Genomic DNA, 24844 nt, shown 5'->3' with positions numbered 1-24844 from the left:
GTCGGCTCAATGCACGACGCCGCTTTGCGTGAGATGCAGATTGGCAAAGTGGCTGTGGGTGTCGGCCAATTCGAACGCGATCGGACCGGTCGCCTTGGTCCAGCCGCGCCCGATTTCGGCGAGTGCGTATTCGAAACCGCGCGGAAGGTCTATGCGCGCCCGATGCTCGGCGCCGGTGACGGGATTCTTGATCGGCTCGCCATGGCCCTCGGTGACGCCCGGCACGTGCAGATGGCCTGTCCTTGCGTCGACGTCGACCTTGAAGTCGATGGCGGCGAAGATCGGGTCATGCAGCGTATCCAGCGTGGTCGAGAAAACCTGGAATATGGTCGCTCCGGGCTCGGTGTCCTCGCCGCCGAGAATGCGAAGCAGGGCTACGCGCTGCGCCTCGTTGGCCCGATCGTCGATGACCACCGCCGCCTCGCCGCCGCCTTCATGAATTGCGCCAGGCCAGCGAAACACACCCGCAAAGCGCAGGCCATCGAGCCTGGTGTCGCCGTGATAGCCGCTTTCGACCTCCATGCCGACCACGGCCTGGCAGAAGCCGTAGGTCGGCAAGGCGTTGAATTGGCACGGGCAGCCATAGGCGCAGTTGCAATTGACGAATTCACGCGCCTTTAACATCCACTTGACGTTGGACATAACGATCCCTCCCATTGTTGTTCGGCGGGAACGAGAAGCGGTGATGCGGAAGCCCAATTTACCAGTGCGTTAGCCGCTGCCGGGATTGAACATCCGGTAAGATTGGCCCGCCTACTTTGCATTAGATATCCATCATATACCTTTTGCGGCGGCTTACAATATCCGACGGCCGGATGGAACTCGGCAAAGCTGTCTTCGAATTGGCACATCCGAAGTCCGTCCGGTGGCGGCGGCTGGGCTGTTGCACGGCCCATGGCACCGCACTATGGCTACCGTCTTGTGAAACGAGGCGATCAAGAATGGCGAATGACGGCAGCGGGCCAGGCAAGGTGGGCATCAACACGCGGCTTGCCCATTCGGGCAACAACCCGCACGACTATTTCGGCTTCGTCAATCCGCCCGTGGTGCATGCCTCGACCGTGCTGTTTCCCAATGCCGCCGCGATGGCGGCGCGCAACCAGAAATACACTTACGGCACGCGCGGTACGCCGACGACGGACGCCCTTGCCCACGCCATCGACGCCTTGGAAGGCTCGGCCGGAACGATCGTGGTGCCGTCAGGGCTTGCGGCGGTGACCATACCGCTGCTCGCCTTCGTATCGGCCGGCGATCACCTGCTGATCGTCGATTCCGTCTATCACCCGACCCGCAATTTCGCCGACACGATGCTGAAGCGGCTGGGAGTCGAGGTCGAGTATTACGACCCCCATATCGGCGCGGGCATCGCCACACTGATCAAGCCCAACACCAAGGTGGTGTTCACGGAATCGCCGGCCTCCAACACGTTCGAGGTGCAGGACATTCCGGCCATCGCCACGGCCGCGCACGCGGCCGGCGCGATCGTGATGATGGACAATACCTGGGCGACGCCGCTCTACTTCCGTCCGCTCGACCATGGCGTCGACATCTCCATCCATGCGGCGACGAAATATCCGGCCGGCCATTCCGACGTGCTGCTTGGCACGGTTTCGGCCAATGAGCGCTGCTGGAAGCAGCTCTATGAGAGCTTTTGCACGCTTGGCTGCTGTGCTGGACCCGACGACGTCTACCAGGTGCTGCGCGGGCTGCGCACCATGGGCGTGCGGCTGGAGCATCATCAGCGCAGCGCGCTCGCCATCGCGTCGTGGCTCGAGGGCCAGCCGGGCGTGGCGCGCGTTCTCCACCCTGCCCTCCCCAGCCACCCGGACCATGGCCTGTGGAAGCGCGACTTCTGCGGTTCCAGCGGCATCTTCTCCATCGTGCTTGCCGGCGGCGGCCAGAAACAGCAGCACGCCTTCCTCGACGCGTTGCGGATCTTCGGGCTCGGCTATTCCTGGGGCGGCTACGAGAGCCTCGCCGTGCCGGTCTGGCTCGGCGATCGCGCCGTTGCAAAAGCCGCCTATGAAGGCCCGTTGATCCGCCTGCAGATCGGCCTCGAGGATGTCGAGGATCTGAAGGCGGATATCCAGCGTGGTCTGGCCGCCGCGGCCACCGCCTGACCGCGCGTACGGGCCGGCTGCCGGACAGAACCAGCAAACAGCCGCAAGGCATTGACGCTGATGACAAAGCGCGAGCCGCTCGCAGCATCCCAGTGCGGCGTGGCGCGCAATATTATTCTCCCGGGCCGCGGCTTTCCGGATTTGTTTGACTTTCAAATCCGTGGGTTCGGCTTCATTGCGTGCTGAACGGCTTTTTAGCCAATCCATTCGTCACCAAGCCGATTCCTTCACCACAAAGTTGCCATGGCCTTTCGTCTTTTTGTCCCTATCCTTGCCGGCGCGACGCTGCGTGAACGCCTGTTGGCGTGCATCGGAGCGACGATCGGCATCGCACTGACCGGCGCCATCAGCGGACTGGCGATGGGCGGCGGCCCGCATGTGGCCCTGCTGGTGGCGCCGATGGGCGCCTCCGCCGTGCTTCTCTTCGCCGTGCCCGCAAGCCCGCTGGCGCAGCCCTGGTCGATCATCGGCGGCAATTCCATATCCGCGCTGGTGGGCGTGACCGTCATGCATTTTGTCCATGATCCGATATTTGCCTCCGGCCTCGCGGTGGCGCTCGCCATCGCGGCGATGTCGTTCACGCGCTGCCTGCATCCGCCGGGTGGTGCCGCGGCGTTGACGGCGGTGCTCGGCGGGCCGGCCGTCGTGAGCGCGGGCTTCCTGTTTCCCTTCGTGCCGGTGGCCCTGAATTCGATCATCCTGGTCACGCTCGGCTTCCTCTTCCACAGGCTGGCACGGCGCAACTATCCGCACGTCGCCGCACCCGCCGCCAACAGCCACGGCACCGCCGATCCGCCTGCGGGGCAGCGCGTCGGCTTCCGGCCCGAGGACATCGATGCGGCGCTGACGACACTCGATGAAACCTTCGACATCGACCGCGACGACCTTGAACGGCTGTTGAGACAAGTCGAACTGCAGGCGATGGTGCGGTCGCACCGGACGCTGCTTTGCCAGGACATCATGTCGCGTGACGTGGTTTCAGTGCCCGAGCAAGCCACGGTCGACGAGGCGCGCCAGCAGCTGCTCGATCACAACATCCGCACCTTGCCGGTGGTCGACGCCGAAGCAAGGCTGGTCGGCGCCGTCGGCCTGCGCGAGCTGACGAAAGCCGTCGATACGGTGAAGGGTGTGATGTCCAGGGCCGGCACCGCCTCGCCCGATACGCCGGCGATGAGCCTGCTTCCCGTGCTGACCGACGGCCGCAGCCACGCCGTGGTCATCGTCGACGGCGAGCGGCGCATTCTCGGCCTGATCACGCAGACCGATCTTCTGGCGGCGGCCGCGCGCGTACAGACGGCAGACCAGGGATTGGCGGCGGCCTAAAAAAGCGACGTCGGATCGCCGAAACCCGGGAACCTTTTTGCGGCAGGCGCATCCAACGTACAGTCAAGTGTCTGTTCGGGCCTTTGTTCGGGAGATCCGGTCGCGATGAGCAAGCTCGCAATACCCGCCACGTCCGCAGAGGCCCAAAACCCTTCAGGCGACATGCTGCTCGTGCAGCGAGCGCTGGCGCGCGAGGCGGACGCCTTCCGCGCCATCATCAAGACGCACAACCAGCGGCTCTTCCGCATCGCGCGCGGCGTGGTGCGCAACGACGCCGAGGCCGAGGACATCGTCCAGGAGGCTTATGTCCATGCTTTCGCCAGCCTGGCGGCATTCCGTGGCGAGTCCTCGCTCGCCACCTGGCTGTCGCGCATCGTCATCAACGAGGCGCTGGGCCGCCTGCGCAAGAGGCGTCGCATTGTGGCAATGCCTGAAAATCCGGAAGCGCGGATCATCCGCTTTCCCCTCAATCCCAGCGACGATCCGGAGCGGACGATGGCGCAGCGGCAGATTCTCGCACTTGTCGAACGGGCTACCGACAGCCTGCCCGACATCTACCGCATGGTCTTCGTAGCCCGCGTCATCGAGGGCCTGAGCATGGAGGAAACCGCCGACCTGCTCGGTCTGCGGCCGGAGACGGTCAAGACAAGGCTGCACCGGGCGCGTGCCCTATTGCGCAAGGCGCTGGACGACGAGATCGGCCCGGTGCTGCTCGACGCCTTCCCCTTCGCCGGCCGGCGCTGCGAGCGGCTGACCCAGGCGGTGATGGGAAGGCTGGGCTTCGAATGATCCTGTCCTGATTTTCCGGGAACGTTTCTCCAGGTTCCGCATCCAATCAGCGTCAACTGAAAAATGCGAGCCCGGCGCCTCTCGCGACCGGGCAAGGAGGATGCCATGTTCACCCGATACACCGCCGCCCTTGCCGCCTTGCTTCTCGTCGGCGCCGCCCCGTTTGCGGCACGGGCCGCCGACAAGCCGACCGACCCGCAGATCGCCCATATCGCCTATACGGCCGGCGTCCTCGACATCGAGGCCGCCAAGCAGGCGATCAAGAAATCGAAGAACAAGGAGGTTCTCGATTTCGCCAAGGACATGGAGCGCGACCACGAAGTGGTGAACAAGCAGGCGCTCGACCTGGTCAAGAAGCTCAAGGTGAAGCCCGAGGACAACGCCACCAGCCAGGCACTGACGAAGGCGGCAAAAGAGGAACGCGCCAAGCTCGCCAAGCTGAAAGGCGCAGCCTTCGACAAGGCTTATGTCGACAACGAGGTCGCCTACCACAAGCAGGTCAACGGCGCGCTCGAGACCCTGCTCATTCCCTCGGCCAGCAATGCCGAGTTGAAGAGCTTGCTCGAGACCGGCCTGAAGATCTTCCAGGGCCATGAGCAGCATGCCGAACACGTCGCCGGCATGCTGAAATGAAAGCGGGCGCTTCAAATCGCCTGCTATTTGTGGCCATATTGGCGCTGGTCCTCGTGACGGTGCCGGCGGCGGCCGCAACCATCCAGGTCACCATCGACAAGCTGGTCTTTTCGCCTGATGCCGTCGAGGCGAAGGTCGGCGACACGATCGAGTGGGTGAACAAGGACGTGATCGCCCACACAGCCACAGTGAAAGGCGGCTGGGAAGTGATGATCCCGCCACGGAAATCAGCAAGCCTGACATTGAAGGCGGCGGGAACGCTCGACTATTTCTGCCGCTTCCATCCCAACATGAAGGGCCGATTGCTGGTGTCGCCGTGATCCAACGCGGAGGAGGCCCGCCGGGCCTCCTCGGGCCGTGCGATATGGGTCCATGAGCCGTCAAAGCCCGGCTTGCGGCGCTCGATCCAGGCATCGAGCCCTTCGCGCAGGTCGGTGGTGGGGGCCATGCGGGCGAACTGCTCGGCCTCGACCAGCAGCCCTTCGGCAATGCTCTGGTTGAGGCCTCGCGCCACTGCCGTCAGAATGCTGGCGATGGCCGGTTGCGAGTGCCGCAGGATGCGCCTGGCCAGATCAAAAGCCGCCGGCATCAGCTCGGCATGGGGCACAACCTCGTTGACGAGACCGAACTCAAGCGCCCGCGCCGGCGGAAACCAGTCGCCCGTCAACAGCAGTTCAAGTGCCCGCTTGCGCCCCACCAGCCTCGGCAGGCGCTGCGTTCCGCCAAAGGTCGGCGGCATTGCAAGGTTGATCTCCGGCTTGGCGAACAGAGCTCGGTCGCTGGCGATGGCGAGCGGCACGGCCTCGGTGATCTCGCAGCCACCGCCAAAAGCAATGCCGTTGACGGCCGCGATGATCGGTTTGCGGAACGCTTCCAGCCTCGCCGTCAGCCGCTGCCCGCGCATGACGAAGTCGCGCATGGCGACATCGGCGCCAAGTGCCACGCTGGCCGAAAATTCATGGATGTCGCCACCCGCCGAGAAAGCCCGCTCCCCTGCTCCGGTGAGGATGACAGCCCGGACGCTGCCATCGACTTCAATCTCGTCGAGGATCGCGAGCAGGCGATCGATCAGGGCATAGTTCAACGCGTTGAGCTTTTCCGGACGATTGAGGGTGAGGACGGCAACCTCGTCGCGGGTTTCGTTCAGGACAAGATCGGTCATTTGCCTTTCCTCTTCAGCTGCGGCGAGAAAAGGAACATGCTTTCTGTTGCCTGTATATTCACTAGTCGGTATACATAGTCCATGCCTGAAGCTCAAAGCCCGACCCGCAAACGCATCGTCGAAGCCGCGACGAAGCTTTTCTACGCCGAGGGAATCGGCCGTGTCAGCGTCGATGCCGTCGCCGAAAAGGCCGGGCTCACCAAGCGGACGCTCTACTACCATTTCAAGAGCAAGGACGACCTGATCGCCGCCTATCTCGACGGGCGCGACCAGCCCAATCTGAAGCAGATGGCCGCGTCGTTCGAAGCCCAGGAGGGTGGCGCGGACCGCAAGGTCGAGGCGATCTTCAGCAATCTGGCGCGGGTCGCGCGCCATCCGAAGTGGAAGGGTTGCGGCTTCCTGCGCACCGCCGCGGAACTCGCCTCGATGCCTGGCCATCCGGCGATCAAGGTCGGGTCGCGGCACAAGTCCAACTTCGAGGCATGGCTGGCTGGCGCGTTGTCCGGGTACGACATCGAAGAGCCGCAAGTCCTGGCCCGTGAAATCGTGCTGCTGATAGACGGCTGCTTTTCGATCATGCTGATCCACCGCAATGCCGACTACATCGAAGCCGCCGGACGAGCCGCGGCCACGCTGGTCAGGGCGCGAATCTCAGGGCCACGCCTAGAAACCGAACGCCAGCCAAGCGGTGCCGGCGACGAGCGTGATCATTGTCAGCGGCAAGCCGACCTTGAAGAAGGCACCGAAGGACAACGGGTTGCCGGTGACCCGCGCGTGCTCGGCAACGATCAGGTTGGCGACCGAGCCGAGCAAAGTGAAATTGCCGGCGAGCGTCGAACTCATGGCGACGACCAGCCAGGCACGCTGCGGATTCTCCAGGCCCGGTATGAACGGCCTCAGCGCCAGCACGGCCGGAACATTGCTCATGATGTTGGAGAGCACTGCGGTGAAGCCGGACAGCCGCCAGACGTCGTCCAGGCCGAGATCCTTGGCCGAGGCGATGATGTCGGGGGTCAGCAGTGTCTTTTCGGCGCCGGCAACCACGACGAACAGCCCGGCGAACATGAACAGCAGCGGCCCGTCGATTTCGCGGTAGATGCGTTCAGGCTTGATGGCGCGGGTGAGCAGGAGAATGGCGCCGCCGACCAGCGCCGCCTTGGCCACGGGAACGCCGGCGAAGAAGGCGATCGCCAGCCCGATGCAGACGATCACCGCCTTCAGCACTTGCCCGCGATGCATGCGGCCGCGCGAGACATGCGGCGTCAATTGAGCGGTACGGGTGAATTCGGTCCGGTAGACGATGCGCACGATGACGATGACCGCGACGAGGCCGAACAGAGCGACCGGCGCCAGCGCCGCCGAAAAGGTCGGATAGGAAATGCCTGACAGCGCGCCGATGACCATGTTTTGCGGATTGCCGGTGATGGTGGCGACGCTGCCGCAGTTCGATGCCGTGGCGGTGGCGATCAGATAGGGGACCGGGTTGCGGTTGATGACGCGGGTGACGTGGACGACGATCGGCGCCATGACCAGGCAGATGGCGTCGTTGACCAGGAAGGCCGACAGCACGCCGGTTAGAAGCGTCACCATCACCAGGAGCATGAACGGTGCGTGCGCGTGCTCGATGGCGATCGCGCCAAGGCCGCGAAAGGCGCCCGATACCTTCAGATGCGCCACCACGATCATCATGCCGAGCAGAAGCGTGATGGTGTCGAAATTGATGGCCCGGTAGGCATCCTCCATGCTGAGCGCTCCAATGGCGATCATCGCGGCGCCGCCAAGCAGTGCGATCCCCGCGCGGTCGAGACGCAGGCCAGGGATGCGGCCGATAGCGACGCCGGCATAGGTGAGGACCAGGATCAGCAGTGCCGCGGCGCCCATCAATGTCATCGGTGGAAGTCCTGCTCGATCTGATGGCGCGCCGAAGGGTGTCTGGAAAGGCCAGACGGCGTGGTGCCGCTAACGCCGGTAGAAATCAAGCTGTTGCCGCAATGCCTGCGGCGAAAACAGCTGTTCGACGGTCTGCCTCGCCTTCTTGCCCACGGTTACTCGCCGCGCCGGATCGGCCTTGAGCTCGGCCAGGATGCCGGCCGCCTGCTGCGTGGTTTCGAACAGAAAGCCGTTTTCGCCATGCCTGATGTGGTCGGCATAGCCGCCATGCACATGACAGACCACGGGCAAACCGCAAGCCATCGCCTCGAACACGACGCGGCCGAACGTCTCCACATGCGAACCGGTGCGGTAGTAGAACACGTCGAGCGTCGGCAGGAACTGTTCGGCGGCAAATTGGCCCTGCGGCAGGAGTTCGAGCAGCGGATGCGGCGCGAGCCTGTCCCGGAGCGGCATGCCGCCTTGAATCCGCACCGCGACGCCATCGACCAGCAATGCCTCGTAAAGCGCCGCATCGTCGGCATGATGCTTGTCCGCCGTGTCGCGGCTCAGCCGGCCGACCGTCAACGGGCCGTCCGGCCTTGCCTGCCGTGGCGCGAAACGGTCGATATCGATCGGCGACGGATGAACGACGCCCTCGACCCGCAACAGGCGCTTTTGAAAGTCGGATATCAACACCAGTTCGGCGTCTGGCCAGCCAAGCAGGCGCGGCATGCGCGTCGTCAGCGCGATGATTTTCGGGTGGAAGGTGTTGAAGACATAGATCAGCCGGCGCGGCCTTGGGATCAAGTAAGGCCATAGCTTGTTGCGCCAATGCGCGCCGAGGAAGACATAGGTGCTACCGTCCGGCGCGTTGCGCGTTGCCGGCGAGACGGGGCGAATCGGGAATTGGCGCATCAGCTCGTCCGATACGCGCGACGAGGTTGCCCACAGCCGCACCGGCCCATCGGCGCTCAACAGTCGGTACAGGTCCAGGGTTTCGCGTTCACTGCCGCCAAACGGGTTCTGAAAACCGTTGAACAAATGGATCATGATCGCTGCGCTTACCTGGCCTTGCCCGGAGGAAGCACAGCGGTGAGAGAGCGTCAAGGAAGCCGCCCGCGTCAGCCCCCAGCCACTTGCAAGGCGGTGGTCAATGCATGGTGGTGGCGCTGGGTTCCGGGGCGGCCTGTGCCGGATCGAAGCTGACCTGATCGCGGCCATTCGATTTGGCGGCATAGAGCCGTCTGTCGGCGGCGGAGAATATCGCCTCATAGGTGGTCGGCCCGTTGAAGCTCGTGCCGCCGATACTGACGGAAAGCGGACAGGAGCGGCCACCGGGCGAAAAGTCCATCTCGCTGATGCGCCGGCGGATGCTTTCGGCAACCAGCCAGGATTGCGAGGGATCGACACCAGGCAGAAACACGCCGAACTCCTCGCCGCCAATGCGGCCGACGATATCGCTGCCGCGCAATTGTGCCTTGATCGTCTGCGCTATCAGCTTGAGCGCCTGGTCGCCGCAGTCATGGCCGAGGCGGTCGTTGATCGACTTGAAGTGGTCGGCGTCGATGATCAGCAGCGCGCCGGAACGGGTCGGCTCCTGTTTGCGGGTCTGCTCGAGATAGGCTTCGACCAGCATCGAGAAGGCACCTCGGTTCAACACCGCCGTCAGGCTGTCCGTCGCCGCGATGACGCTGAGATCGCGCTGGGCTATGGCCAGCTGCCGGATCTTCCACATGAGAAAAAACAGGAACGAGCCGCCCAGCACCAGGGGAAGCATCAGGTCGGTGAGCTGCGCGCGCCAGACGGCCTCGGTCGAAAGATAGGGGAAATTGAACGAATCGACGAAAAACGCCACAGCGATAAAGAACGCCGTTCCGGCGGCTGTGACAGCGACCACCCTGCCCCAGCTGGTCGGCGACAGGTCGAGCTTCATCCCGTTTCACTCCGTTAGCCGTCTCTACTATGACGTGCCAACGCAAACAAAATGATAAGATGTTCGTTTCAATTCGAGATCGGTTGGCGGGAGCCGGGGCACGCTTGCCTCAATGGGCGGCAGTGCTCCGGCGGCAGAAGCGAATTCACCGAATTTCGCCTGGATGAGGGGAGATCCTGAATTCAGCGGTTGGGTGACGGCCCACCCGCCTCGACAACGAAGGATGCCGCGATCAGGTCGTCGGCATCCAGTCGCAGCGAACCGTCGCCCGCCCCCATGATGGCGGCGACCTTGTGAAAGGTCCTCATCTCATGGTCGGAAATTTCGGCATCATGCATTCTGGCCTTGAGTTCGGCGATACGCCGCACCAAAGCAGGGGACGTTCCAATTTCACGTTTCGACATGGCCTGCTTCTCCTCCCCCAACCCGCACCTATTTTGCCCCGCCCGTTTCGCTGGTCCTCACACTGCCTGTTTATCAGGCACCGCGAATACAAGGCCCCGAACGCGCGGTGTGTGCTAAGGTTCCAGGCCAGGAAGATCACGAAATAATTCCGGGACGATGATGCTGAGCGGCCGGAGCCGACGGCACGCGTGCTGATCTTGTCGCGCTTTTGTTTGCTCGGATTGCGAACTCGCCGGACCGCGGTCCCGCACCCAAAAAGGGCGGGCGCACAGCACGGGGTCCGCCCAGCGGACAATCAAGTCCGCCGCATAGCTCGCTTCCTCACAGGAAACCTTACTCGTGATGCTGCACGATATAGCTCGTGCTGACGGCGCTGCTCCCAATGCCTCGGGTCACCACAACCGTCGTATATCCGGTAGGCAGCGAGCCGGTGACGGTCTGGTCGACAGGACGGCATCGGCCGACTATTTCTCCGCTAGGCGCTGCCGCGAGCCTGTCGGCCAATGAGGCACGGCATTCCTCAAGCGAGGCATAGCGAGTCTCAGGTGCCCAATTGACAGGTTTGCAGACGGACGCTTGGCTCGGGCTGCACGAAAGCAAAACCATCACCGCTGCGGTTGCTGGATCCATTCCCGAGGCTCCCATGTCGGACGAGCCTAAACGCGGGTCGGAAATCTTTGTTTCGCAGCCGCTAAAATATTGTGCCGCCGGGGATGCTCCTCCTCGAACCTTTGGCACGCGGAATTGCCAATAGGGTTCTGGCGCTGCTTGCGCGGGCCGATCGCCTGTCCCAAAGCTCCGGCAGCCCGCAGCTTGCTGGCGGGCTTATCTCGCTGATATCAATTCCGCCAATTCAGCGTGTGGCTGGCGACAGCTCAGATGCCAAACGCACGCTCGCGCCTGAGAAGACCACGAAGGCAAAAACCAGCACGGCAGCGGCCACGATCAGCGAGCCGGCGGCGACGACCGGCTCGATCGCCGTATAGCCGCCGTGTAGCATCAGATACAGGGCTGGCAGCATGATTACCAAGCCGATCGTATAGAGGCCGTAGTGGATCATTGCGATCTTACGAGCTGCCTTTGCGGGATTGAGGGCGTAGTAGCCGCCGAATATCGCGCTTGTGACCCATCCGAGCAGATTGATATGTGCATGGGCCGGAAAAGCACCGTGGTCGCCCGAGATCGCCATCTGCAAACCGGCGCCTATTCCCAAAATGAGCCACACGACGGCGGTCTTGAAGAAAAGATCTGAAACTCTAGGCATGACACTCCTCCCAAAATGCCAATTTCAAAGCACGTCGATATTAGGTCTTCCTAAAATGAAAACGCAATCAAAATCAAAAACGTCCACAGAACCCTCTCGGGCCAAGTGTTACCCATGTCTTCGGTATAAACCGTAACCCATGTGTCCGGAACGGACCCTGAAAAGATTGGCGATCCCGACAGGATTCGAACCTGTGACCATCGGCTTAGAAGGCCGGTGCTCTATCCAGCTGAGCTACGGGACCGCTGGCCGACCCGGGGGCCGGTAGATATTGCCTCTGGCGCCCGTTTGGGCACGCGTTCAATGCGTCCAGGGCGTCCTGCGGTCATAGCGGAAATTCTCCGCATAGGAAATCTGGCGGCGCTTGGCCTCTTTCGGCTCCTCGACGCGGAAGGCAAGGCCTTCCTTTTCGGCATAGGCCACTGCTTCTTCCCGCGTGTCGAAGGTAAGCCTGATCTGGCTTCTCATGTCTCCGGACGTGGTATAGCCCATCAGCGGGTCGATCTTCTTGCGCATCTCGGGGTCGAATTCCAGCACCCAATAGCCGGTCTTGGCCTTGCCGGACTGCATCGCGGTTTTGGCTGGGCTGAAAATGCGCGCGGACATGGCCACCTCATTGTTGTGCAAGGCGGTATCGCCCGCCCGTGGCCCGTCATTACTGCGCAATGCGCACGGCGGCAAGGTTTTTGCACTTGCAGGTTTTTGCACTTGCAGGTTTTTGCACTTGCCATCCAACGCCGAAATGAATAGGCAACAGACCGTTCGGAGTGTAGCGCAGGCTGGTAGCGCATCTGGTTTGGGACCAGAGGGTCGGGAGTTCGAATCTCTCCACTCCGACCATCCTTCTCAAAAACGCGATATCGAGAGCCATTGGCATGAGCGCATGGCCACCTTGTGGCTCGCTGACTATGGGCCTGTCGATCTTTGAGCCTGTCGATCCTTTAGGTCTGTCGATCCTGGGCCTTTCGAAAGGCAAGCTCGCCGGGCGAGAACCCCCGCGCCATCCCCCGGCGAGCCTACAACCTGATTTGGAACGCAATCAGGACCGGGGTCAGCCGGCAACTCTCGGAGCAAGACTGATGCCAGCTCTGTCTTCCCAAAATGGAACACCGGCAGGTAACACGGAGAGCCGCCATCCCAGCAGGCTCTATCAAAACATCGAGGCCGTCAGATCTCGAACTCGCCCTGTCCTTCGTCCATCACGCTGACGGTTTCGGCGGCGAGCGCCCTGGTGATCGGCATCTTGCGCTCGAGCGCGATGCGATCCAGCCGCTCCACCACACGCATCGCCGTCGCCAGCGAGCGTTCGATGCGCCGCACCAGATACTGCACGACATGCGGCTCGACCTCGACCTGGCGGTCGGCGAACAATTTGGTGATGACACCCGCCAGCAGAAGGTCGTCGGGCTCGTGGATCTCGACTGTCGCCGCCGCCTTCAGCCGCGAGGCAAGATCGGGCAATGACACACCCCAGGCGGCCGGAAAGCGCCGCGCCGTCAACAACAGCGTCGAGCCGGCGCCACGCACGGCATTGATCAGGTGGAACAGGCCTTGTTCGTCGACTGCTCCGGCGTCGACATCGTCGATCAGCGCCGGGCGGGCGCCAAGATTGGCGATGCTGTCGCCGATGCGCGCCGCGTCGACGGCCACCGCATTGGCATGCGCGCGCCAGATGGCGGCGAGATGCGTCTTGCCGGATCCGGCGGGACCCGCCAGCACCACCACCGGCGAGGGCCAGTCGGGCCAGCGGTCGACCAGCGCCGCCGCCTGGCTGTTGGTGCCGGAGACGACGAGTTCGTCGCGCGAATAGCCGGTGCCGTGGCCGAGATCGAGCGGCAGCTGGCGCGGCGGATCGGTGCGCTGGGCAGTCACGTCAGCGACGCGGCTGCGTGCGGCGGCCGCCGCCACGATCGGCGGGCAGCGGCGGCACGGGCTCTTTCGCATGGCCCTTGTAGAGCGGCGATTCGAGATAACGGGCAATGGCAAAGCGCACCAGCACGGCGACGGCCGCCGAAGCCGGCACGGCGATCAGAAGGCCCACGAAACCGAACAGCGCGCCGAAGGCAAACAGCGCGAACATCAGCCATACCGGATGCAGGCCGACGCTTTTGCCGACCAGCCGGGGCTGCAGGATGTTGCCTTCGATGAACTGGCCGATGAAGAACACCACGGCGACGGCGACGATCATGGTCCAGTCCGGCCAGAACTGGACGAAGGCAACGCCGACGGCCAGCACCAGGCCGGTCAGTGAACCGACATAGGGAATGAAGGAGATCAGCCCGGCGAAGAGGCCGATGAGGATGGCGAAATTCAAGCCGGTCAGCGTCAGGCCGGTGGCGTACATAGCGCCAAGCACCAGGCAGAGCGTGCCCTGGCCACGCACGAAGCCGGCGGTGGCGGTGTTGATGTCGCGCGCGATGGCGCGCACCGTGGCGACGTTGTCGCGCGGCACCCAGCTGTCGATGACCGCGACCATGCGGTCCCAGTCGAGCAGCATGTAGAAGGCAACCACCGGCGTCACCACGAACAGGCTGACCACCGAGACCAGCGCCATGCCGGAAGTCCACAGCGAGGTGAACACGGTGGTGATCAGGCCAAAGCCGGAAGTCAGCAGCGAATTCAGCCCGTCGCGCAAGCCATTGGCGTTGACGCCGAATTTCTCTTCCAGCCATTTCGGGTCGAACGACGTGATCAGGCTCTGCAGCCGGGTCAGGTACTCCGGCAGTTTGCCGGCGAAGTCGGCCATCTGCGTCGCCAGCACCGGTATCAGAATGACGAATGCCAGCACCAGCACGATCAGGAAGGTGATGAGGATGACCACCGTCGCCATGAAGCGCGACAGGCCGAGCCGCTGCAGCCGGTCGGCGACCGGATCGAGAAAATAGGCAAGCACCATGCCGGCGACGAAGGGCAGCAGTATGTCGCTGAAGATATAGAGGAACAGCGCAAGCACCGCCAATCCGGCCAGCCAGAAGAATATCTGCCGGCGGAACGCCAGAGACGCAGTTTCGCCTGCCGCCGCAGCCTCAGCGGCCGCTTCGATGGATCCTTGGTCAGGTGTCCGGTTTGGAGCTTTCGCCATAGCCGCTCATATGCCTCAGCCAAGCCACGAGATAGGCCGCGGCCGAAGCCACGGTCAAGACCCCGGACAGCAATATGAGGGCCGGCCGCAAAGGGTCGAGTCGCACGGCAAGAGCCAGCTCGCCCAGCACGACCGCCGCCAGGACGATCTGGATGGCGGTGTTGGCCTTCGAGACGAACAGCGGCTTCATCTCGACCGGTTGGGCCATGATGGAAGACAACAGAACCGCGCAAACGATCAGCGCGTCGCGCGCCACCATGGTGACGACCAGCCACAGCGGCAACTGTCCGATGAAGCCCATGACGATGAACACCGAAACCAAAAGCAGCTTGTCGGCAATCGGATCGAGATAGGCGCCGAGCCCGGACCACTGGTTGAAACGGCGGGCGATGAAGCCATCGACACCGTCGGAGACGCCGGCGACGACGAAACCGACGAAGGCCCAGTCCCAGCGCTCCTGCAGCATCGCCAGCACCACGGCGGGCACCAGGAGAAGCCGCAGGATGGTGATCAGGTTGGGGATCGTCAAATGCGTGCCTGCCAGTTTGCTTGCTGATAGATGATGGAGACGTAAGCCGGGTGCAAGGGAAGCCGCCAATCCCCTTTGCCGCGCGGACTGGCCGGCTGGGGTCCGCTGTCCACGATTTTGTCACTTTGAACCGCCCCTCCGCCGCCGTTATCCTTGCCCCCCGAAACCATTCATGCGAAGAGCCCGCAAACAGGGAAATTGCGATGAGCAAGCGCGAAACGGGCCAGGACAAAACGGGCAAGCGCAGGAACGGGCTCACTTATGCCGAAGCCGGTGTCGATATCGATGCCGGCAATCTGATGGTCGAGAAGATCAAGCCGCTGGTGCGCGCGACGCGCCGGCCGGGCGCCGATGGCGAGATCGGCGGGTTCGGCGGCCTGTTCGACCTCAAGGCGGCGGGCTTCACCGATCCGGTGCTGGTCGCGGCCAATGACGGCGTTGGAACCAAGCTCAAGATCGCCATCGAAGCCGGCAAGCACGACACGATCGGCATCGACCTCGTCGCCATGTGCGTCAACGACATCGTCGTGCAAGGTGCCGAGCCGCTGTTCTTCCTCGACTATTTCGCCACCGGCAAGCTCGACCCCGACCAGGGTGCGGCGATCGTCGGCGGCATCGCCCTGGGCTGCCGCCAGGCCGGCTGCGCGCTGATCGGCGGCGAGACGGCAGAAATGCCCGGCATGTACCACGGCAACGACTACGACCTTGCCGGCTTTGCGGTGGGCGCGGCCGAACGCGGCCAGTTGCTGCCGACCGATGATATCGTCGAAGGTGACGTGCTGTTGGGTCTGGCCTCCTCGGGCCTGCATTCGAACGGGTTTTCGCTGGTGCGCCGCATCGTCGGTGTCAGCGGCCTCGCCTGGAGCGATCCGGCGCCATTCAACGACGAGGTGACGCTGGCCGAGGCGCTGCTCGAACCGACCCGCATCTACGTCAAGTCAATCCTCAAGGCGATCCGCAACACGCATGGCATCAAGGCGCTGGCCCACATCACCGGCGGCGGCTTCCCGGAAAACATTCCGCGCGTGCTGCCCAAGGACTTTTCGGCGGAACTCGACCTCGAGGCGATCGACGTGCCCGCGGTATTCTCCTGGCTGGCCAAAGTCGGCGGCGTTGCGCCGGAAGAGATGATGCGCACCTTCAATTGCGGCATCGGCATGATCCTGGCGGTCGCCTCCGGCCAGGCGGCGCAGGTCGCCGCCGTGCTGCAGGAAGCCGGCGAGACGGTGACGCCGATCGGCCGCATCGTGCCGCGCCGCGACGCCGGCGTCATCTATCGGGGCTCGATCGGCCTATGAATATGCAGAAGAAACGCACCGTCGTCCTGATCTCGGGACGTGGATCGAACATGACCGCGCTGATCGCTGCTGCCAGCGACCCGGCCTTCCCGGCGGAGATCGTCGGCGTCATCTCCGACAAGGCGGATGCCGCCGGCCTTGGCATCGCCAAAGCACGCGGTATCGCCACCCGGGTCATTTCCCGTGCCGACCATGGCAGCAAGCAGGCGCATGACGCCGCGATCGACGCCGCACTCACGGCCTTCAACGCCGATATCGTGGCGCTGGCCGGCTATATGCGCATCCTCACCCCCGGCTTCGTGCAGAAATGGCAGGGCCGCATGATCAACATCCACCCTGCCCTGCTGCCCGCCTTCAAGGGGCTTGATACGCATGCGCGCGCACTTGCCGCCGGCATACGCATCCACGGCTGCACGGTGCATTTCGTCACGACCGAAATGGATGACGGCCCGATCATCGCGCAGGCGGCCGTGCCGGTGATGGTCGGCGACAATGCCGACACGCTGGCCGCCCGGGTGCTGAAGGCCGAGCACCGGCTCTATGCGCTGGCGCTGGGGCTGGTCGCCGAAGGCAAGGCGCGCATGGAGGCCGGCCGCACCGTGCTTGCCCATTTTGCCGACGATGCCGACAACGGCACGTCGGTGGTGATGGCGCCCGACCCGCTGCGCGAAGAAGCCGATCTGGAGCACCTGGCGCGCATTACGCCTTGAGTTGAGGACGTGGCGATGAGACAGCTGCTTCTCCTTCGTCACGCAAAATCGAGCCGAGACGACCCTGGTCTCGACGATTTCGACCGGCCGCTCGCCGAGCGCGGGCTGAAGACTGCGCCGCTGATCGGGCGCGAGCTTGCGGCGCGCGAATGGCTGCCGGATCTGGCGCTGGTGTCGCCGGCGCTGCGCACACGCGACACCTGGCGGCTGGTGGCGGCGGAGTTGCCCATGCATCCTCGATCCGTGTTTGCCGAGGCGCTCTATGACGCTTCGGCGGCGGATATTATGAGCCAGATTCGCCTGGCCGACCCGTCGAACGGTTGCCTGCTGGTGGCCGGCCACAATCCGGGCCTGGAGGATCTGGCGAAACAGCTTGCCGGTTCAGGATCGGAAGCGAAAGCGCGCAAGCGGCTCGAGGAAAAGTTCCCAACGGCAGCCCTTGCACGCTTTGTCTTCGACGGCGACTGGTTCGGCCTGACGTCCGCGCGGCTGACGTATTTCCTGCGGCCGAGGGATCTGAGCCAGTAAGCTGATGTTGGCAGGAACGGCGGGGCGAACCCTCCGCATATCTGCCCACGGACATCAGTTCCCCCAGATGCCCTGGCCGGGTTCGGGCCATTCCTTGGTGGGTTTCACGTTGATGTCGGCTGCCTTGTGCCCGGCCATGTCCGTGTTTTTGACCGCGCCGGTAACGGCGTGATCGACGCCGGCAACCGAGGCGACCGGCTGGTTGGCACCATCGGAGCCATAGTGCTCGCTGCCGGCAAAGGCAGCGCCGACCATAACGAGAATGGCGGCGGTAGCGAGAGCGATCCTGTTCATTTCAATCTCCTGTTTCATCCGTTGGGCGGCGTCTTGGGAGGACGGTTCCGCTAGTGCATGATGCCGAAAAATGTGAAGCGGTTTTCGGACGCGATCATGCTCTATCTCTTTGATTTAGAGCCGAATTCAGATTTCAAATCATTCGACCTGAAATCATCCGGCTCTATGGACAAGACCTAGGGCCAACGGGTTTTATTCCTGGAGGTGGAAGCTTTTTTCTGGCGAGTGCGAAGACCGACGGCCCAAGACGGTGCTCGTCAGTGCCTGCGCCATGGGCACAAAAACAAGAGCGGCGGGCCAAGCCCACCGCTCTTTGTCGTCATGCAAGGGTTTGAAGCTGTTAGCGGCCCCAGATGCCCTGGCCCGACTGGGCAGGAACCTTCGCATTGGCGTCGGCCTGCGTCTTGTCGATCTTCAGGATCGAACCGGTGCGGAGCGTGTCGACGTTGGAAGTCGACTGGGTGGCGACCGGCTGGTTGGCATTGTTTGAGCCATAATTGTCGCTGCCGGCGAAAGCGGTGCCCGTGGCAACGAGGATGGCGGCGGCGGTAAGAGCGATCTTGGTCATTTTGGTTACTCCAGTTTGCTAGTCCTGTCCGGTCTAGTGGCGTGCCCTTGGGAGGAATTTCGCGTCGCTCGGACCACCCCGAAGTAGGGAGTGCCTTTTTGGATTGCCAGTCGGGTCGGTTTTACAGTCTTCCATTATATTATGAACAATGCATATTGCACCGCAGCAAATGCGACATTATTTCTTCAATGTTTTCAGCAGCTTAAGTTTTCGCCTTCGACGAAAGCGACACCAGTTCGCGAGCTATTGTTCACCGTTTGCGATACAATCCGTTAATCAGAACCGAACCGTTCGGTTCGATCTAATGGGAAAATGGATGCGGAAATGGATGGATCGAGCGTGCGTAAAACCTTTCGCCGCCGGCCACCTGCCCGCATTTGCCTTGCGTCGAGATCGACACTATCGCTCATTTCAGGTCTGATTGTCGGATGCGGCGGCCGTTCGAGCCCGGGGCAGCCGCCGAGACCGAGAAAAGACGGACGCAGGAACAGCAACAGACATGCGATTGCTGCTTGTCGAGGACAACCACGAACTGGCGGACTGGCTTGGCAAGACCCTGCGCCAGGCGCATTACGTCGTCGACATCGTACATGACGGCGAGGATGTCGAGCATGCGCTGGCGGCCGGCGAACACGCGCTCATCATCCTCGACCTCGCGCTGCCGCGCATGGGCGGAATGGAGGTGCTGCGCATGCTGCGGGCGCGCGGCAACCGGGTGCCGGTGATCGTGCTCACCGCAAATGCCAGCCTCGACGGCCGCGTCAAAGGCCTCAACGAAGGCGCGGACGACTACCTGGCCAAGCCTTTCCAGATCGAGGAACTCGAGGCGCGTATCCGCGTGCAGTTGCGCCGCGCCAATGACCGCACCGCGCCGATGATCACCTGCGGCGACCTCGTCTTCGACACCAACACAAGGCTGTTTTCGCTCGCGGGCGAAACGTTGGCGCTGACACCGCGCGAACACGCAGTGCTGGAACAATTGATGGTCAAGGCCGGGCGCACCGTGAGCAAGGCGGCATTGTCGGCCGCGATCTACGATTTCGAGACCGACGCCGATCCCAGCGCCATCGAGATCTACGTCCACCGCGTGCGCAAGAAGCTCGAAGGGTCGCGGGTCCAGATCGCCACCTTGCGTGGCCTCGGCTATCTCTTGCGCCAAGACGATTTGGCGCCATGAGGATCAACAGTCTCCGCTTGCAGCTTCTGGCTTGGGTGGTGTTGCCGCTCGTCGGGCTCGCGACCATCAATCTATGGACCAGCCACCGCAACGCGCTGGCGACCGCGGATCTTGTCACCGACCGCATGCTGATGGGCTCGGCGCGGGCTATCGCCGAACGTGTAGCCGTGGCCGACGGCGTGCTCGACGCCACGATACCGCCGGCGGCGATCGAAATGTTCGATACCGGCGATCAAGACAGCGTCTACTACCATGTCAAGACGGCTGGAGGGCGGCTGCTGACTGGCTACCCTAACCTGCCGGAGGCACCGAAGTCTTCCAGCACAGAGGCGAGCTATCGCGACCATCGGCTGAGGCTGCTTACCTTCAGCCACACGGTGGTCGGCGCAGGCAACGATTCGCCGATCACCGTTACCGTCGGCGTCTCGCTTGGCGGACACGACGCCATGGTGCGGCGTCTTTGGTTTGGCGCCTTTGCCCAGCAACTGGCGCTGGTGGCGATTGCCGGCGTGTTCGTGCTGCTCGGCTTGCGTCGCGGCCTGGCGCCGTTGATCCGGCTGCGCGATGCGGTACGCTCGCCAAACCGCAGCGACCTCGATCCGGTCGAAGTGCCCGGTGCGCAAAGCGAGATCCGCCCGCTGATCGACGCGCTCAACGCCTATATGGAACGCGTGCGGGCGCAGATGGCGGCGCAGCGCCGCTTCATCGCCAATGCGGCGCACCAATTGCGCACGCCTCTGGCGCTGCTGTCGACGCAGGCGAGCTATGCGCTTCGCGAAACTGCCCCCGGCGCGCGCCAGGAAGCGCTGGTGGCGCTGCAGGCGAGCTCCGGCAAACTGGCGCGATTGGCCGAACAGCTCTTGACCCTGTCACGCGCCGAGCCAGGCAGCCGGCGGCCGCGCGCCGACCGCATCGACCTGACCGAAGCCGCCCGCCACGTGCTGGAAATGCAAGCCCCGGCGGCGATCGCCCGCAACATCGACCTCGGCCTCGATGAGGCCGGTCCCGTGCCGGTCATCGGCGACGGCACCATGCTGCGCGAGATGATCGTCAACCTCGTCGACAACGCGCTGCGCTACTCTCCGGTCGGGGGTCGTGTCACGGTCAGCCTGGCGGCCATCGATGGCGAGGCCGTGCTGGCCGTCGCCGACAACGGACCCGGCATCCCGGCGGACGAACGCGAGCATGTGTTCGAACGCTTCTATCGCGTCGCCGGTTCAAGCGAGCAGGGCAGCGGGCTCGGGCTCGCCATCGTGCGCGAGGTCGTCGAAAACGCCGGCGGCCGCGTCACCCTGGGGGATGGCGCGGCTGGCGGCCTGAGGGTTGAGGTGCGGCTGCCGCTGGCGGGCAGCTAGCATACGTCGCCGTTCTTCACTGCGTCTCGTGCAGCGGCTGCGGACGCCATTTCGCCAGGCGATCCTCGACCATTGTCATCAGATACTCGGCGCCCAGCGCCACCACCATGACGATGACGATCGCCGCGTACATGCCGGCGGCATCGAAGGATCCCTTGGCGATGTTGATCAGCAGGCCGATGCCGAAGCGCGCGCCGACGAACTCGCCAACGATCGCGCCGATGATGGCAAAGCCGAAGCTGACATGCAGGCTGGCGAAGATCCAGCTCATTGCCGAAGGCACAATCACCGAGCGGGTCAACTGCCAGTTGGACGCGCCCAGGATGCGGGCATTGGCGATCATCGCCCTGTCGGCTTCCCGCACGCCCTGAAAGGCATTGTGGAAGACAACGAAGAAAACCATTACGAAGGCGAGCGCCACTTTCGAAGCCAGGCCAAGGCCGAGGATCATGATGAAGATCGGCGCCAGAACCACGCGCGGGATGGAATTGATCACCTTGATGTAGATGGAGAAAATATCGGCGGCCATGCGGTTGCGGCCGAGCGCGACGCCGATGATGATACCTGCGACCGAGCCGGTCACGAAGCCGATCACGGACTCCTCCATGGTAACATAGAGATGGTACCAGAGCGGCCCCTCGGACGTCCCTTCGGTGGTCCATTCGTAGAGCCGCTGCGCGATCGCGCTCGGCATTGCGTAGAAGAACGGATCGATCCAGGCCTGGCGCGCGGCGATTTCCCAAAGCCCGAGAAAGGCAACGAGGATGGCGACCCGCCAGAACATCACCGCACGGCGGCGGTGCTGCGACGCCTTTGCCGCGGCCGCTTCGATTTCCGCGTCCGATGTACCAGGCTTGAAAGCCCCTGCTCTGATGTCGATGGCGGCATCTGTCATGGCGTTCCTCCTCAGGCTGCCGCGCGCGCATAGCTGGTCTCGACCTCTTCCTTGAGATCGGCCCAGATGGTGCGCGAGTAATTGATGAAGCTCTGCTCGTAGCGGATATCAGCGACTACGCGCGGGCGCGGCAGGTCGATCGTGTAGACCGACTTCACGGTCGCCGGCCCGGCGGTCAGGACATAGACCTTGTCGGCCAGGGCGATCGCCTCCTCAAGATCATGCGTGACGAAGACCACGGAAGCCTTTGCCTGCGACCACAGGCGGAGCAGCTCCTCGTGCATCAACACGCGCGTCTGCACGTCGAGCGCCGAAAACGGCTCGTCCATCAGAAGGATTTCCGGGCCGTTTATGAAGGTCTGGGCAAGCGCCACGCGCTTGCGCATGCCGCCGGAAAGCTGGTGCGGATAATGCTGCTCGAAACGCGACAAGCCGACGCGTGCCAACCAGTCGCGTGCCGCGGCCGTGGCATCCGCCTTGGCTCGCCCGCGAAAAAGCGGGCCGGCCATCACGTTCTCGATCACAGTCCGCCAGGGAAACAAGGCATCGCTTTGGAAAACAAAACCGATGCGCGGATCTATTCCCTTGACGGGGGCTCCCATGACACGGACCTCGCCGGCACTCGGGCTTGCCAGCCCGGTAACAAGATTAAGGGTGGTGGACTTTCCGCAACCGGTCGGACCGACAACGGCGACGAATTCGCCACGCTCGACGGTCATGGTGAAATCGCGCAGCGCCGTGAGCGATTTTCCGGTGGGTGAAAGGAACCGCCGACTGACGTTGATCAGTTCAATCGCTGGTGTGGTCTTGTCTTGGGTCATGGTGAAACTCCGGGTTCGAGCGGACGCCCGCCGTCGGGCTGAACCACCGGACGTGGGAAACCGGCGGCTGCCGGCGCGATGTCGCGTATCGCGCCGGCGCGGCCTGCTACTTGGCGTTCTTGACGAATTCCGAGGTGTAGGTCTTAGAGAGGTCGATCTGCTTGCCCTGCAGTTCCTTCTTGAAGGCTGAAAGAACCGTCAGCACCGTCTCCGGGCCTCCTTCGGGCATTATCCCGTCGGGGGTGAACATTGCCTTGCCGGCATCGAGGGCCTTCACGTAGCCTTCCTTGTCGCCGACGTAATAGTCCTTCGGCATCTTGTCGGCGATCTCGGCGCCGCTATGCGTGTTGATGAACTTCTGCGTCTTGACGAAGGCATTGGCCAGCTTCTGCACGATGTCCTTATGCGCTTCGACCCAGTCGGTCTGCATATAGAGGGATGCAGCCGGGTAAGTGCCACCGAGCGCAGCCTTGGTGCCCTCCATTGTGCGCATATCGATAAGAACGGTCGCTTCGCCGGTCTTCAGCAGCCGGGTGATCGTCGGCTCGGTCGTCATGCCTGCCTGGATCTTGTCCTGCTGCATGGCGGCAATGAAGGTCGTGCCGGCGCCAACCGGAACCGAGGTAAATTCGCCGAGCTTCAAGCCGTTCTTGACGGCGAGATATTCCGTAAGAAAATTCGTCGATGAGCCCAGACCGGTCACGCCCAGGCTCTTTCCCCTGAAGTCGGCGGGCGATTTGATCTCCGGATGTTTCGTCGAAACAAGCTCGACTTCGCCCGGCGCTTGGCTGAACTGGACAATCGATTCAACGAACTTGCCCTTCGCTTGCAGGTCGATGCAATGGTCGTAGAAGCCGACGACTCCCTGCACGGCCCCGGCAAGCATCTCGTTCTCGGCATCGACGCCGGCCGGTTCGTTCAGCAACTCGACGTCGAGGCCCTCGTCCTTGAAGTAGCCGAGCGCTTCGGTCAGCTTGGCAGGCAGATAGATCTGTTTCTCGTAGCCGCCGACCATGATGGAGACCTTCTCGTCGGCGCGTGCGGACGGCGCGGACAAGGCCATGGTGGCGACAAGTGCGGTTGTGGCGGCTGAATCAAGCAGAATTCGCGCGAGCGACATGGCCTCTTCCCTTTGTTCGTTTCCCGCACCCCTCTCTCTCCCATCGCTTTTTGCGCGACAATATGGGGGCGCCTGTCAACAATTATGACACCAACCTTTCATCCAGCTTTCAGGGCAAAGCCGAAAATCAGGGCAACCTACGGATCGGTAGCGGCCGACGGGCCGCCGCGACGCTGCACGCCGCGTGTTCAGCCGTTCAGACCCAGCACGTCGCGCATGTCGTATTCGCCGGGGTGGCGCCCCGCCACCCAGAGCGCGGCAGCGATGGCGCCGCGGGCGAACATGATGCGGTCGCCGGCCGCATGCGACAGGGTAACCGTTTCGCCCTCGGTGCCGAAGCTGACGCTGTGCTCGCCGACGGTGCTGCCGCCACGCACCACCGCGAAGCCGATCTCGCCTGCGGGCCGCGCGCCGGTGACGCCATCGCGAACACGCCGCGCCACCGCGTCGAGTTCGACCTTGCGTCCGCCGGCCACGGCTTGGCCAAGCATCAAGGCGGTGCCCGACGGCGCGTCGATCTTGTGTCGGTGATGCGCCTCGAAGACCTCGGCGTCCCAGTCTTCGGGATCGAGCGCTGTCGCCGCCCGTTCGACCAATCCGACCAGCATGTTCAGCCCCAGCGAAAAGCTGCCGGAGCGCACGATGGCGATGGTCTTTGCGGCCTCGGCGATGTCGGCGAGTTCAGTCGCATCGAAACCAGTCGAGCCGATAACAAGGGCTGGCCCGCCGCGAGCAGCGCAAAACCTTGCCAGGTCAGCGGAGGCCGCCGGCGTGGTGAAGTCGATGACCAAATCGGCCGCGGCAAGCGCCTCCTCGCGGCTAACCAGCCCATCACCGACAATGCCCGGCCGATGAAAGCGAGCGGCGAGCGCCAGCCGTGGATCGGCCCGCACGGCGTCAGCCATCTGGCGGCCCATGCGGCCGAGCGCGCCGGCGATGGCGATCCTGATCGGCGGCTGCGGCATG

General features: G+C 63.4%; 27 protein-coding genes, 2 tRNA genes and 1 pseudogene. 12 read left to right on the top strand and 18 right to left on the bottom strand.

Annotated elements, in window-relative coordinates:
• Nucleotides 1-6: 6 nt before the first annotated feature.
• Entirely contained in the window at nucleotides 7-642 is a 636-nt protein-coding gene (locus tag LB577_RS00460; RefSeq protein ID WP_224685106.1) for a DUF1326 domain-containing protein, read from the bottom strand.
• 299 nt (nucleotides 643-941) lie between these two features.
• Here LB577_RS00460 and LB577_RS00455 point away from each other — a divergent pair, with 299 nt between their 5' ends.
• The 5 genes from LB577_RS00455 to LB577_RS00435 all read left to right on the top strand — a co-directional run bounded on the left by LB577_RS00455 (nucleotide 942) and on the right by LB577_RS00435 (nucleotide 5185).
• Complete coding sequence (locus tag LB577_RS00455; protein WP_224685105.1) at nucleotides 942-2120, top strand: cystathionine beta-lyase; 1179 nt, start codon at nucleotides 942-944, stop codon at nucleotides 2118-2120.
• A gap of 243 nt (nucleotides 2121-2363) precedes the next feature.
• Nucleotides 2364-3443: an HPP family protein gene (locus LB577_RS00450; RefSeq protein WP_224685104.1), complete on the top strand. Its 1080-nt coding sequence runs from the start codon at nucleotides 2364-2366 to the stop codon at nucleotides 3441-3443.
• A gap of 105 nt (nucleotides 3444-3548) precedes the next feature.
• Complete coding sequence (locus LB577_RS00445; protein WP_224685103.1) at nucleotides 3549-4232, top strand: RNA polymerase sigma factor; 684 nt, start codon at nucleotides 3549-3551, stop codon at nucleotides 4230-4232.
• A 105-nt stretch (nucleotides 4233-4337) separates the two neighbouring features.
• A complete protein-coding gene (locus LB577_RS00440; protein ID WP_224685102.1) occupies nucleotides 4338-4865 on the top strand; it encodes a DUF4142 domain-containing protein in 528 nt (175 codons plus the stop codon).
• A complete protein-coding gene (locus tag LB577_RS00435; RefSeq protein ID WP_224685101.1) occupies nucleotides 4862-5185 on the top strand; it encodes a cupredoxin family copper-binding protein in 324 nt (107 codons plus the stop codon). Before LB577_RS00440 ends, LB577_RS00435 begins: the two co-directional genes overlap by 4 nt.
• On the opposite strand, the gene LB577_RS00430 is transcribed toward LB577_RS00435, so the two are convergent.
• Nucleotides 5131-6027 (bottom strand): crotonase/enoyl-CoA hydratase family protein, encoded by an 897-nt coding sequence (locus LB577_RS00430; protein WP_224685100.1) that lies wholly within the window; start codon nucleotides 6025-6027, stop codon nucleotides 5131-5133. The genes LB577_RS00435 and LB577_RS00430 overlap by 55 nt on opposite strands.
• An 81-nt stretch (nucleotides 6028-6108) precedes the next feature.
• Here LB577_RS00430 and LB577_RS00425 point away from each other — a divergent pair.
• A pseudogene (locus LB577_RS00425) lies at nucleotides 6109-6669 on the top strand (TetR/AcrR family transcriptional regulator); the annotation flags it as partial.
• 21 nt (nucleotides 6670-6690) lie between these two features.
• Here the strand turns inward: LB577_RS00425 and LB577_RS00420 are convergent.
• The 7 genes from LB577_RS00420 to LB577_RS00390 all read right to left on the bottom strand — a co-directional run bounded on the left by LB577_RS00420 (nucleotide 6691) and on the right by LB577_RS00390 (nucleotide 12107).
• Nucleotides 6691-7917, bottom strand: coding sequence for an anion transporter (locus LB577_RS00420; RefSeq protein WP_224685099.1), 1227 nt, complete (start codon nucleotides 7915-7917; stop codon nucleotides 6691-6693).
• A gap of 69 nt (nucleotides 7918-7986) precedes the next feature.
• Complete coding sequence (locus tag LB577_RS00415; RefSeq protein ID WP_224685098.1) at nucleotides 7987-8949, bottom strand: glycosyltransferase family 4 protein; 963 nt, start codon at nucleotides 8947-8949, stop codon at nucleotides 7987-7989.
• Nucleotides 8950-9049: 100 nt separating this feature from the next.
• Nucleotides 9050-9832, bottom strand: coding sequence for a GGDEF domain-containing protein (locus LB577_RS00410; RefSeq protein ID WP_224685097.1), 783 nt, complete (start codon nucleotides 9830-9832; stop codon nucleotides 9050-9052).
• Between the two features lie 182 nt (nucleotides 9833-10014).
• Complete coding sequence (locus LB577_RS00405) at nucleotides 10015-10236, bottom strand: hypothetical protein (RefSeq protein WP_023766409.1); 222 nt, start codon at nucleotides 10234-10236, stop codon at nucleotides 10015-10017.
• A gap of 854 nt (nucleotides 10237-11090) precedes the next feature.
• The gene (locus LB577_RS00400) at nucleotides 11091-11501 is read right to left on the bottom strand and encodes a hypothetical protein (protein ID WP_023766408.1); all 411 of its coding nucleotides are present in this window, start codon (nucleotides 11499-11501) and stop codon (nucleotides 11091-11093) included.
• A gap of 167 nt (nucleotides 11502-11668) precedes the next feature.
• Nucleotides 11669-11745: transfer RNA gene (locus tag LB577_RS00395), tRNA-Arg, on the bottom strand.
• A 56-nt stretch (nucleotides 11746-11801) separates the two neighbouring features.
• Complete coding sequence (locus LB577_RS00390) at nucleotides 11802-12107, bottom strand: ETC complex I subunit (RefSeq protein ID WP_013896224.1); 306 nt, start codon at nucleotides 12105-12107, stop codon at nucleotides 11802-11804.
• 157 nt (nucleotides 12108-12264) lie between these two features.
• Between LB577_RS00390 and LB577_RS00385 the strand changes: the two genes are divergently transcribed.
• A tRNA-Pro gene (locus LB577_RS00385) sits at nucleotides 12265-12341 on the top strand.
• Between the two features lie 327 nt (nucleotides 12342-12668).
• Here the strand turns inward: LB577_RS00385 and hdaA are convergent.
• Genes hdaA through LB577_RS00370 form a run of 3 tightly spaced genes read right to left on the bottom strand, consistent with a single transcriptional unit; the run spans nucleotide 12669 to nucleotide 15112 of the window.
• A complete protein-coding gene (gene hdaA / locus LB577_RS00380) occupies nucleotides 12669-13373 on the bottom strand; it encodes a DnaA regulatory inactivator HdaA (protein WP_224685096.1) in 705 nt (234 codons plus the stop codon).
• 1 nt (nucleotide 13374) lies between these two features.
• Nucleotides 13375-14583: an AI-2E family transporter gene (locus tag LB577_RS00375; RefSeq protein WP_224685095.1), complete on the bottom strand. Its 1209-nt coding sequence runs from the start codon at nucleotides 14581-14583 to the stop codon at nucleotides 13375-13377.
• A complete protein-coding gene (locus tag LB577_RS00370) occupies nucleotides 14555-15112 on the bottom strand; it encodes a CDP-alcohol phosphatidyltransferase family protein (RefSeq protein ID WP_224685094.1) in 558 nt (185 codons plus the stop codon). The genes LB577_RS00375 and LB577_RS00370 overlap by 29 nt, the downstream gene beginning before the upstream one ends.
• 203 nt (nucleotides 15113-15315) lie before the next feature.
• On the opposite strand from LB577_RS00370, the gene purM reads away from it, so the two are divergent.
• The 3 genes from purM to LB577_RS00355 are packed head-to-tail and all read left to right on the top strand — an operon-like array spanning nucleotide 15316 to nucleotide 17648.
• Nucleotides 15316-16410, top strand: coding sequence for a phosphoribosylformylglycinamidine cyclo-ligase (purM, locus tag LB577_RS00365; RefSeq protein WP_224685093.1), 1095 nt, complete (start codon nucleotides 15316-15318; stop codon nucleotides 16408-16410).
• On the top strand, nucleotides 16407-17120 hold the full coding sequence (purN, locus tag LB577_RS00360; RefSeq protein WP_023779709.1) for a phosphoribosylglycinamide formyltransferase: 714 nt from the start codon (nucleotides 16407-16409) through the stop codon (nucleotides 17118-17120). Before purM ends, purN begins: the two co-directional genes overlap by 4 nt.
• Before the next feature lie 15 nt (nucleotides 17121-17135).
• Nucleotides 17136-17648, top strand: a complete 513-nt coding sequence (locus tag LB577_RS00355) for a SixA phosphatase family protein (RefSeq protein WP_224685092.1) — start codon at nucleotides 17136-17138, stop codon at nucleotides 17646-17648.
• Between the two features lie 54 nt (nucleotides 17649-17702).
• Here LB577_RS00355 and LB577_RS00350 read toward each other — a convergent pair whose 3' ends face one another.
• Nucleotides 17703-17942 (bottom strand): DUF680 domain-containing protein, encoded by a 240-nt coding sequence (locus LB577_RS00350; RefSeq protein WP_023768497.1) that lies wholly within the window; start codon nucleotides 17940-17942, stop codon nucleotides 17703-17705.
• 340 nt (nucleotides 17943-18282) lie between these two features.
• Nucleotides 18283-18510, bottom strand: a complete 228-nt coding sequence (locus tag LB577_RS00345; RefSeq protein ID WP_023779706.1) for a DUF680 domain-containing protein — start codon at nucleotides 18508-18510, stop codon at nucleotides 18283-18285.
• Between the two features lie 499 nt (nucleotides 18511-19009).
• On the opposite strand from LB577_RS00345, the gene LB577_RS00340 reads away from it, so the two are divergent.
• Entirely contained in the window at nucleotides 19010-19687 is a 678-nt protein-coding gene (locus LB577_RS00340; RefSeq protein ID WP_031258531.1) for a response regulator, read from the top strand.
• On the top strand, nucleotides 19684-21042 hold the full coding sequence (locus LB577_RS00335; protein ID WP_224685091.1) for a sensor histidine kinase: 1359 nt from the start codon (nucleotides 19684-19686) through the stop codon (nucleotides 21040-21042). The genes LB577_RS00340 and LB577_RS00335 overlap by 4 nt, the downstream gene beginning before the upstream one ends.
• A 16-nt stretch (nucleotides 21043-21058) precedes the next feature.
• On the opposite strand, the gene LB577_RS00330 is transcribed toward LB577_RS00335, so the two are convergent.
• The 4 genes from LB577_RS00330 to dapB all read right to left on the bottom strand — a co-directional run bounded on the left by LB577_RS00330 (nucleotide 21059) and on the right by dapB (nucleotide 24843).
• On the bottom strand, nucleotides 21059-21937 hold the full coding sequence (locus LB577_RS00330) for an ABC transporter permease (protein ID WP_224685090.1): 879 nt from the start codon (nucleotides 21935-21937) through the stop codon (nucleotides 21059-21061).
• Nucleotides 21938-21948: 11 nt separating this feature from the next.
• On the bottom strand, nucleotides 21949-22758 hold the full coding sequence (locus LB577_RS00325; protein ID WP_224685089.1) for an ABC transporter ATP-binding protein: 810 nt from the start codon (nucleotides 22756-22758) through the stop codon (nucleotides 21949-21951).
• A gap of 106 nt (nucleotides 22759-22864) precedes the next feature.
• Nucleotides 22865-23821, bottom strand: a complete 957-nt coding sequence (locus LB577_RS00320) for an ABC transporter substrate-binding protein (RefSeq protein WP_411969176.1) — start codon at nucleotides 23819-23821, stop codon at nucleotides 22865-22867.
• A gap of 245 nt (nucleotides 23822-24066) precedes the next feature.
• On the bottom strand, nucleotides 24067-24843 hold the full coding sequence (dapB, locus tag LB577_RS00315; protein WP_224685087.1) for a 4-hydroxy-tetrahydrodipicolinate reductase: 777 nt from the start codon (nucleotides 24841-24843) through the stop codon (nucleotides 24067-24069).
• Nucleotide 24844 lies beyond the last annotated feature (1 nt).

It is taken from the genome of Mesorhizobium sp. B283B1A (assembly GCF_020165735.1).
GTDB lineage: Bacteria > Pseudomonadota > Alphaproteobacteria > Rhizobiales > Rhizobiaceae > Mesorhizobium > Mesorhizobium opportunistum.
Note: the sequence above shows the minus strand (reverse complement) of the source record. Positions and strands in the feature narration are given on the sequence as shown.

Bases quoted from the DNA above. Each gene is read 5' to 3' on its own strand.
- LB577_RS00415 (WP_224685098.1), bottom strand. From the start codon at position 8,949: ATGATCCATTTGTTCAACGGTTTTCAGAACCCGTTTGGCGGCAGTGAA.
- purN (WP_023779709.1), top strand. From the start codon at position 16,407: ATGAATATGCAGAAGAAACGCACCGTCGTCCTGATCTCGGGACGTGGA.
- LB577_RS00420 (WP_224685099.1), bottom strand. From the start codon at position 7,917: ATGACATTGATGGGCGCCGCGGCACTGCTGATCCTGGTCCTCACCTAT.
- LB577_RS00460 (WP_224685106.1), bottom strand. From the start codon at position 642: ATGTCCAACGTCAAGTGGATGTTAAAGGCGCGTGAATTCGTCAATTGC.
- LB577_RS00450 (WP_224685104.1), top strand. From the start codon at position 2,364: ATGGCCTTTCGTCTTTTTGTCCCTATCCTTGCCGGCGCGACGCTGCGT.
- LB577_RS00345 (WP_023779706.1), bottom strand. From the start codon at position 18,510: ATGACCAAGATCGCTCTTACCGCCGCCGCCATCCTCGTTGCCACGGGC.
- LB577_RS00455 (WP_224685105.1), top strand. From the start codon at position 942: ATGGCGAATGACGGCAGCGGGCCAGGCAAGGTGGGCATCAACACGCGG.
- LB577_RS00445 (WP_224685103.1), top strand. From the start codon at position 3,549: ATGAGCAAGCTCGCAATACCCGCCACGTCCGCAGAGGCCCAAAACCCT.
- LB577_RS00440 (WP_224685102.1), top strand. From the start codon at position 4,338: ATGTTCACCCGATACACCGCCGCCCTTGCCGCCTTGCTTCTCGTCGGC.
- LB577_RS00410 (WP_224685097.1), bottom strand. From the start codon at position 9,832: ATGAAGCTCGACCTGTCGCCGACCAGCTGGGGCAGGGTGGTCGCTGTC.
- LB577_RS00430 (WP_224685100.1), bottom strand. From the start codon at position 6,027: ATGACCGATCTTGTCCTGAACGAAACCCGCGACGAGGTTGCCGTCCTC.
- LB577_RS00390 (WP_013896224.1), bottom strand. From the start codon at position 12,107: ATGTCCGCGCGCATTTTCAGCCCAGCCAAAACCGCGATGCAGTCCGGC.
- LB577_RS00320 (WP_411969176.1), bottom strand. From the start codon at position 23,821: ATGGCCTTGTCCGCGCCGTCCGCACGCGCCGACGAGAAGGTCTCCATC.
- LB577_RS00350 (WP_023768497.1), bottom strand. From the start codon at position 17,942: ATGAACAGGATCGCTCTCGCTACCGCCGCCATTCTCGTTATGGTCGGC.
- LB577_RS00435 (WP_224685101.1), top strand. From the start codon at position 4,862: ATGAAAGCGGGCGCTTCAAATCGCCTGCTATTTGTGGCCATATTGGCG.
- LB577_RS00340 (WP_031258531.1), top strand. From the start codon at position 19,010: ATGCGATTGCTGCTTGTCGAGGACAACCACGAACTGGCGGACTGGCTT.
- LB577_RS00400 (WP_023766408.1), bottom strand. From the start codon at position 11,501: ATGCCTAGAGTTTCAGATCTTTTCTTCAAGACCGCCGTCGTGTGGCTC.
- LB577_RS00335 (WP_224685091.1), top strand. From the start codon at position 19,684: ATGAGGATCAACAGTCTCCGCTTGCAGCTTCTGGCTTGGGTGGTGTTG.
- LB577_RS00355 (WP_224685092.1), top strand. From the start codon at position 17,136: ATGAGACAGCTGCTTCTCCTTCGTCACGCAAAATCGAGCCGAGACGAC.
- dapB (WP_224685087.1), bottom strand. From the start codon at position 24,843: ATGCCGCAGCCGCCGATCAGGATCGCCATCGCCGGCGCGCTCGGCCGC.
- purM (WP_224685093.1), top strand. From the start codon at position 15,316: ATGAGCAAGCGCGAAACGGGCCAGGACAAAACGGGCAAGCGCAGGAAC.
- LB577_RS00325 (WP_224685089.1), bottom strand. From the start codon at position 22,758: ATGACCCAAGACAAGACCACACCAGCGATTGAACTGATCAACGTCAGT.
- LB577_RS00405 (WP_023766409.1), bottom strand. From the start codon at position 10,236: ATGTCGAAACGTGAAATTGGAACGTCCCCTGCTTTGGTGCGGCGTATC.
- LB577_RS00375 (WP_224685095.1), bottom strand. From the start codon at position 14,583: ATGGCGAAAGCTCCAAACCGGACACCTGACCAAGGATCCATCGAAGCG.
- LB577_RS00330 (WP_224685090.1), bottom strand. From the start codon at position 21,937: ATGACAGATGCCGCCATCGACATCAGAGCAGGGGCTTTCAAGCCTGGT.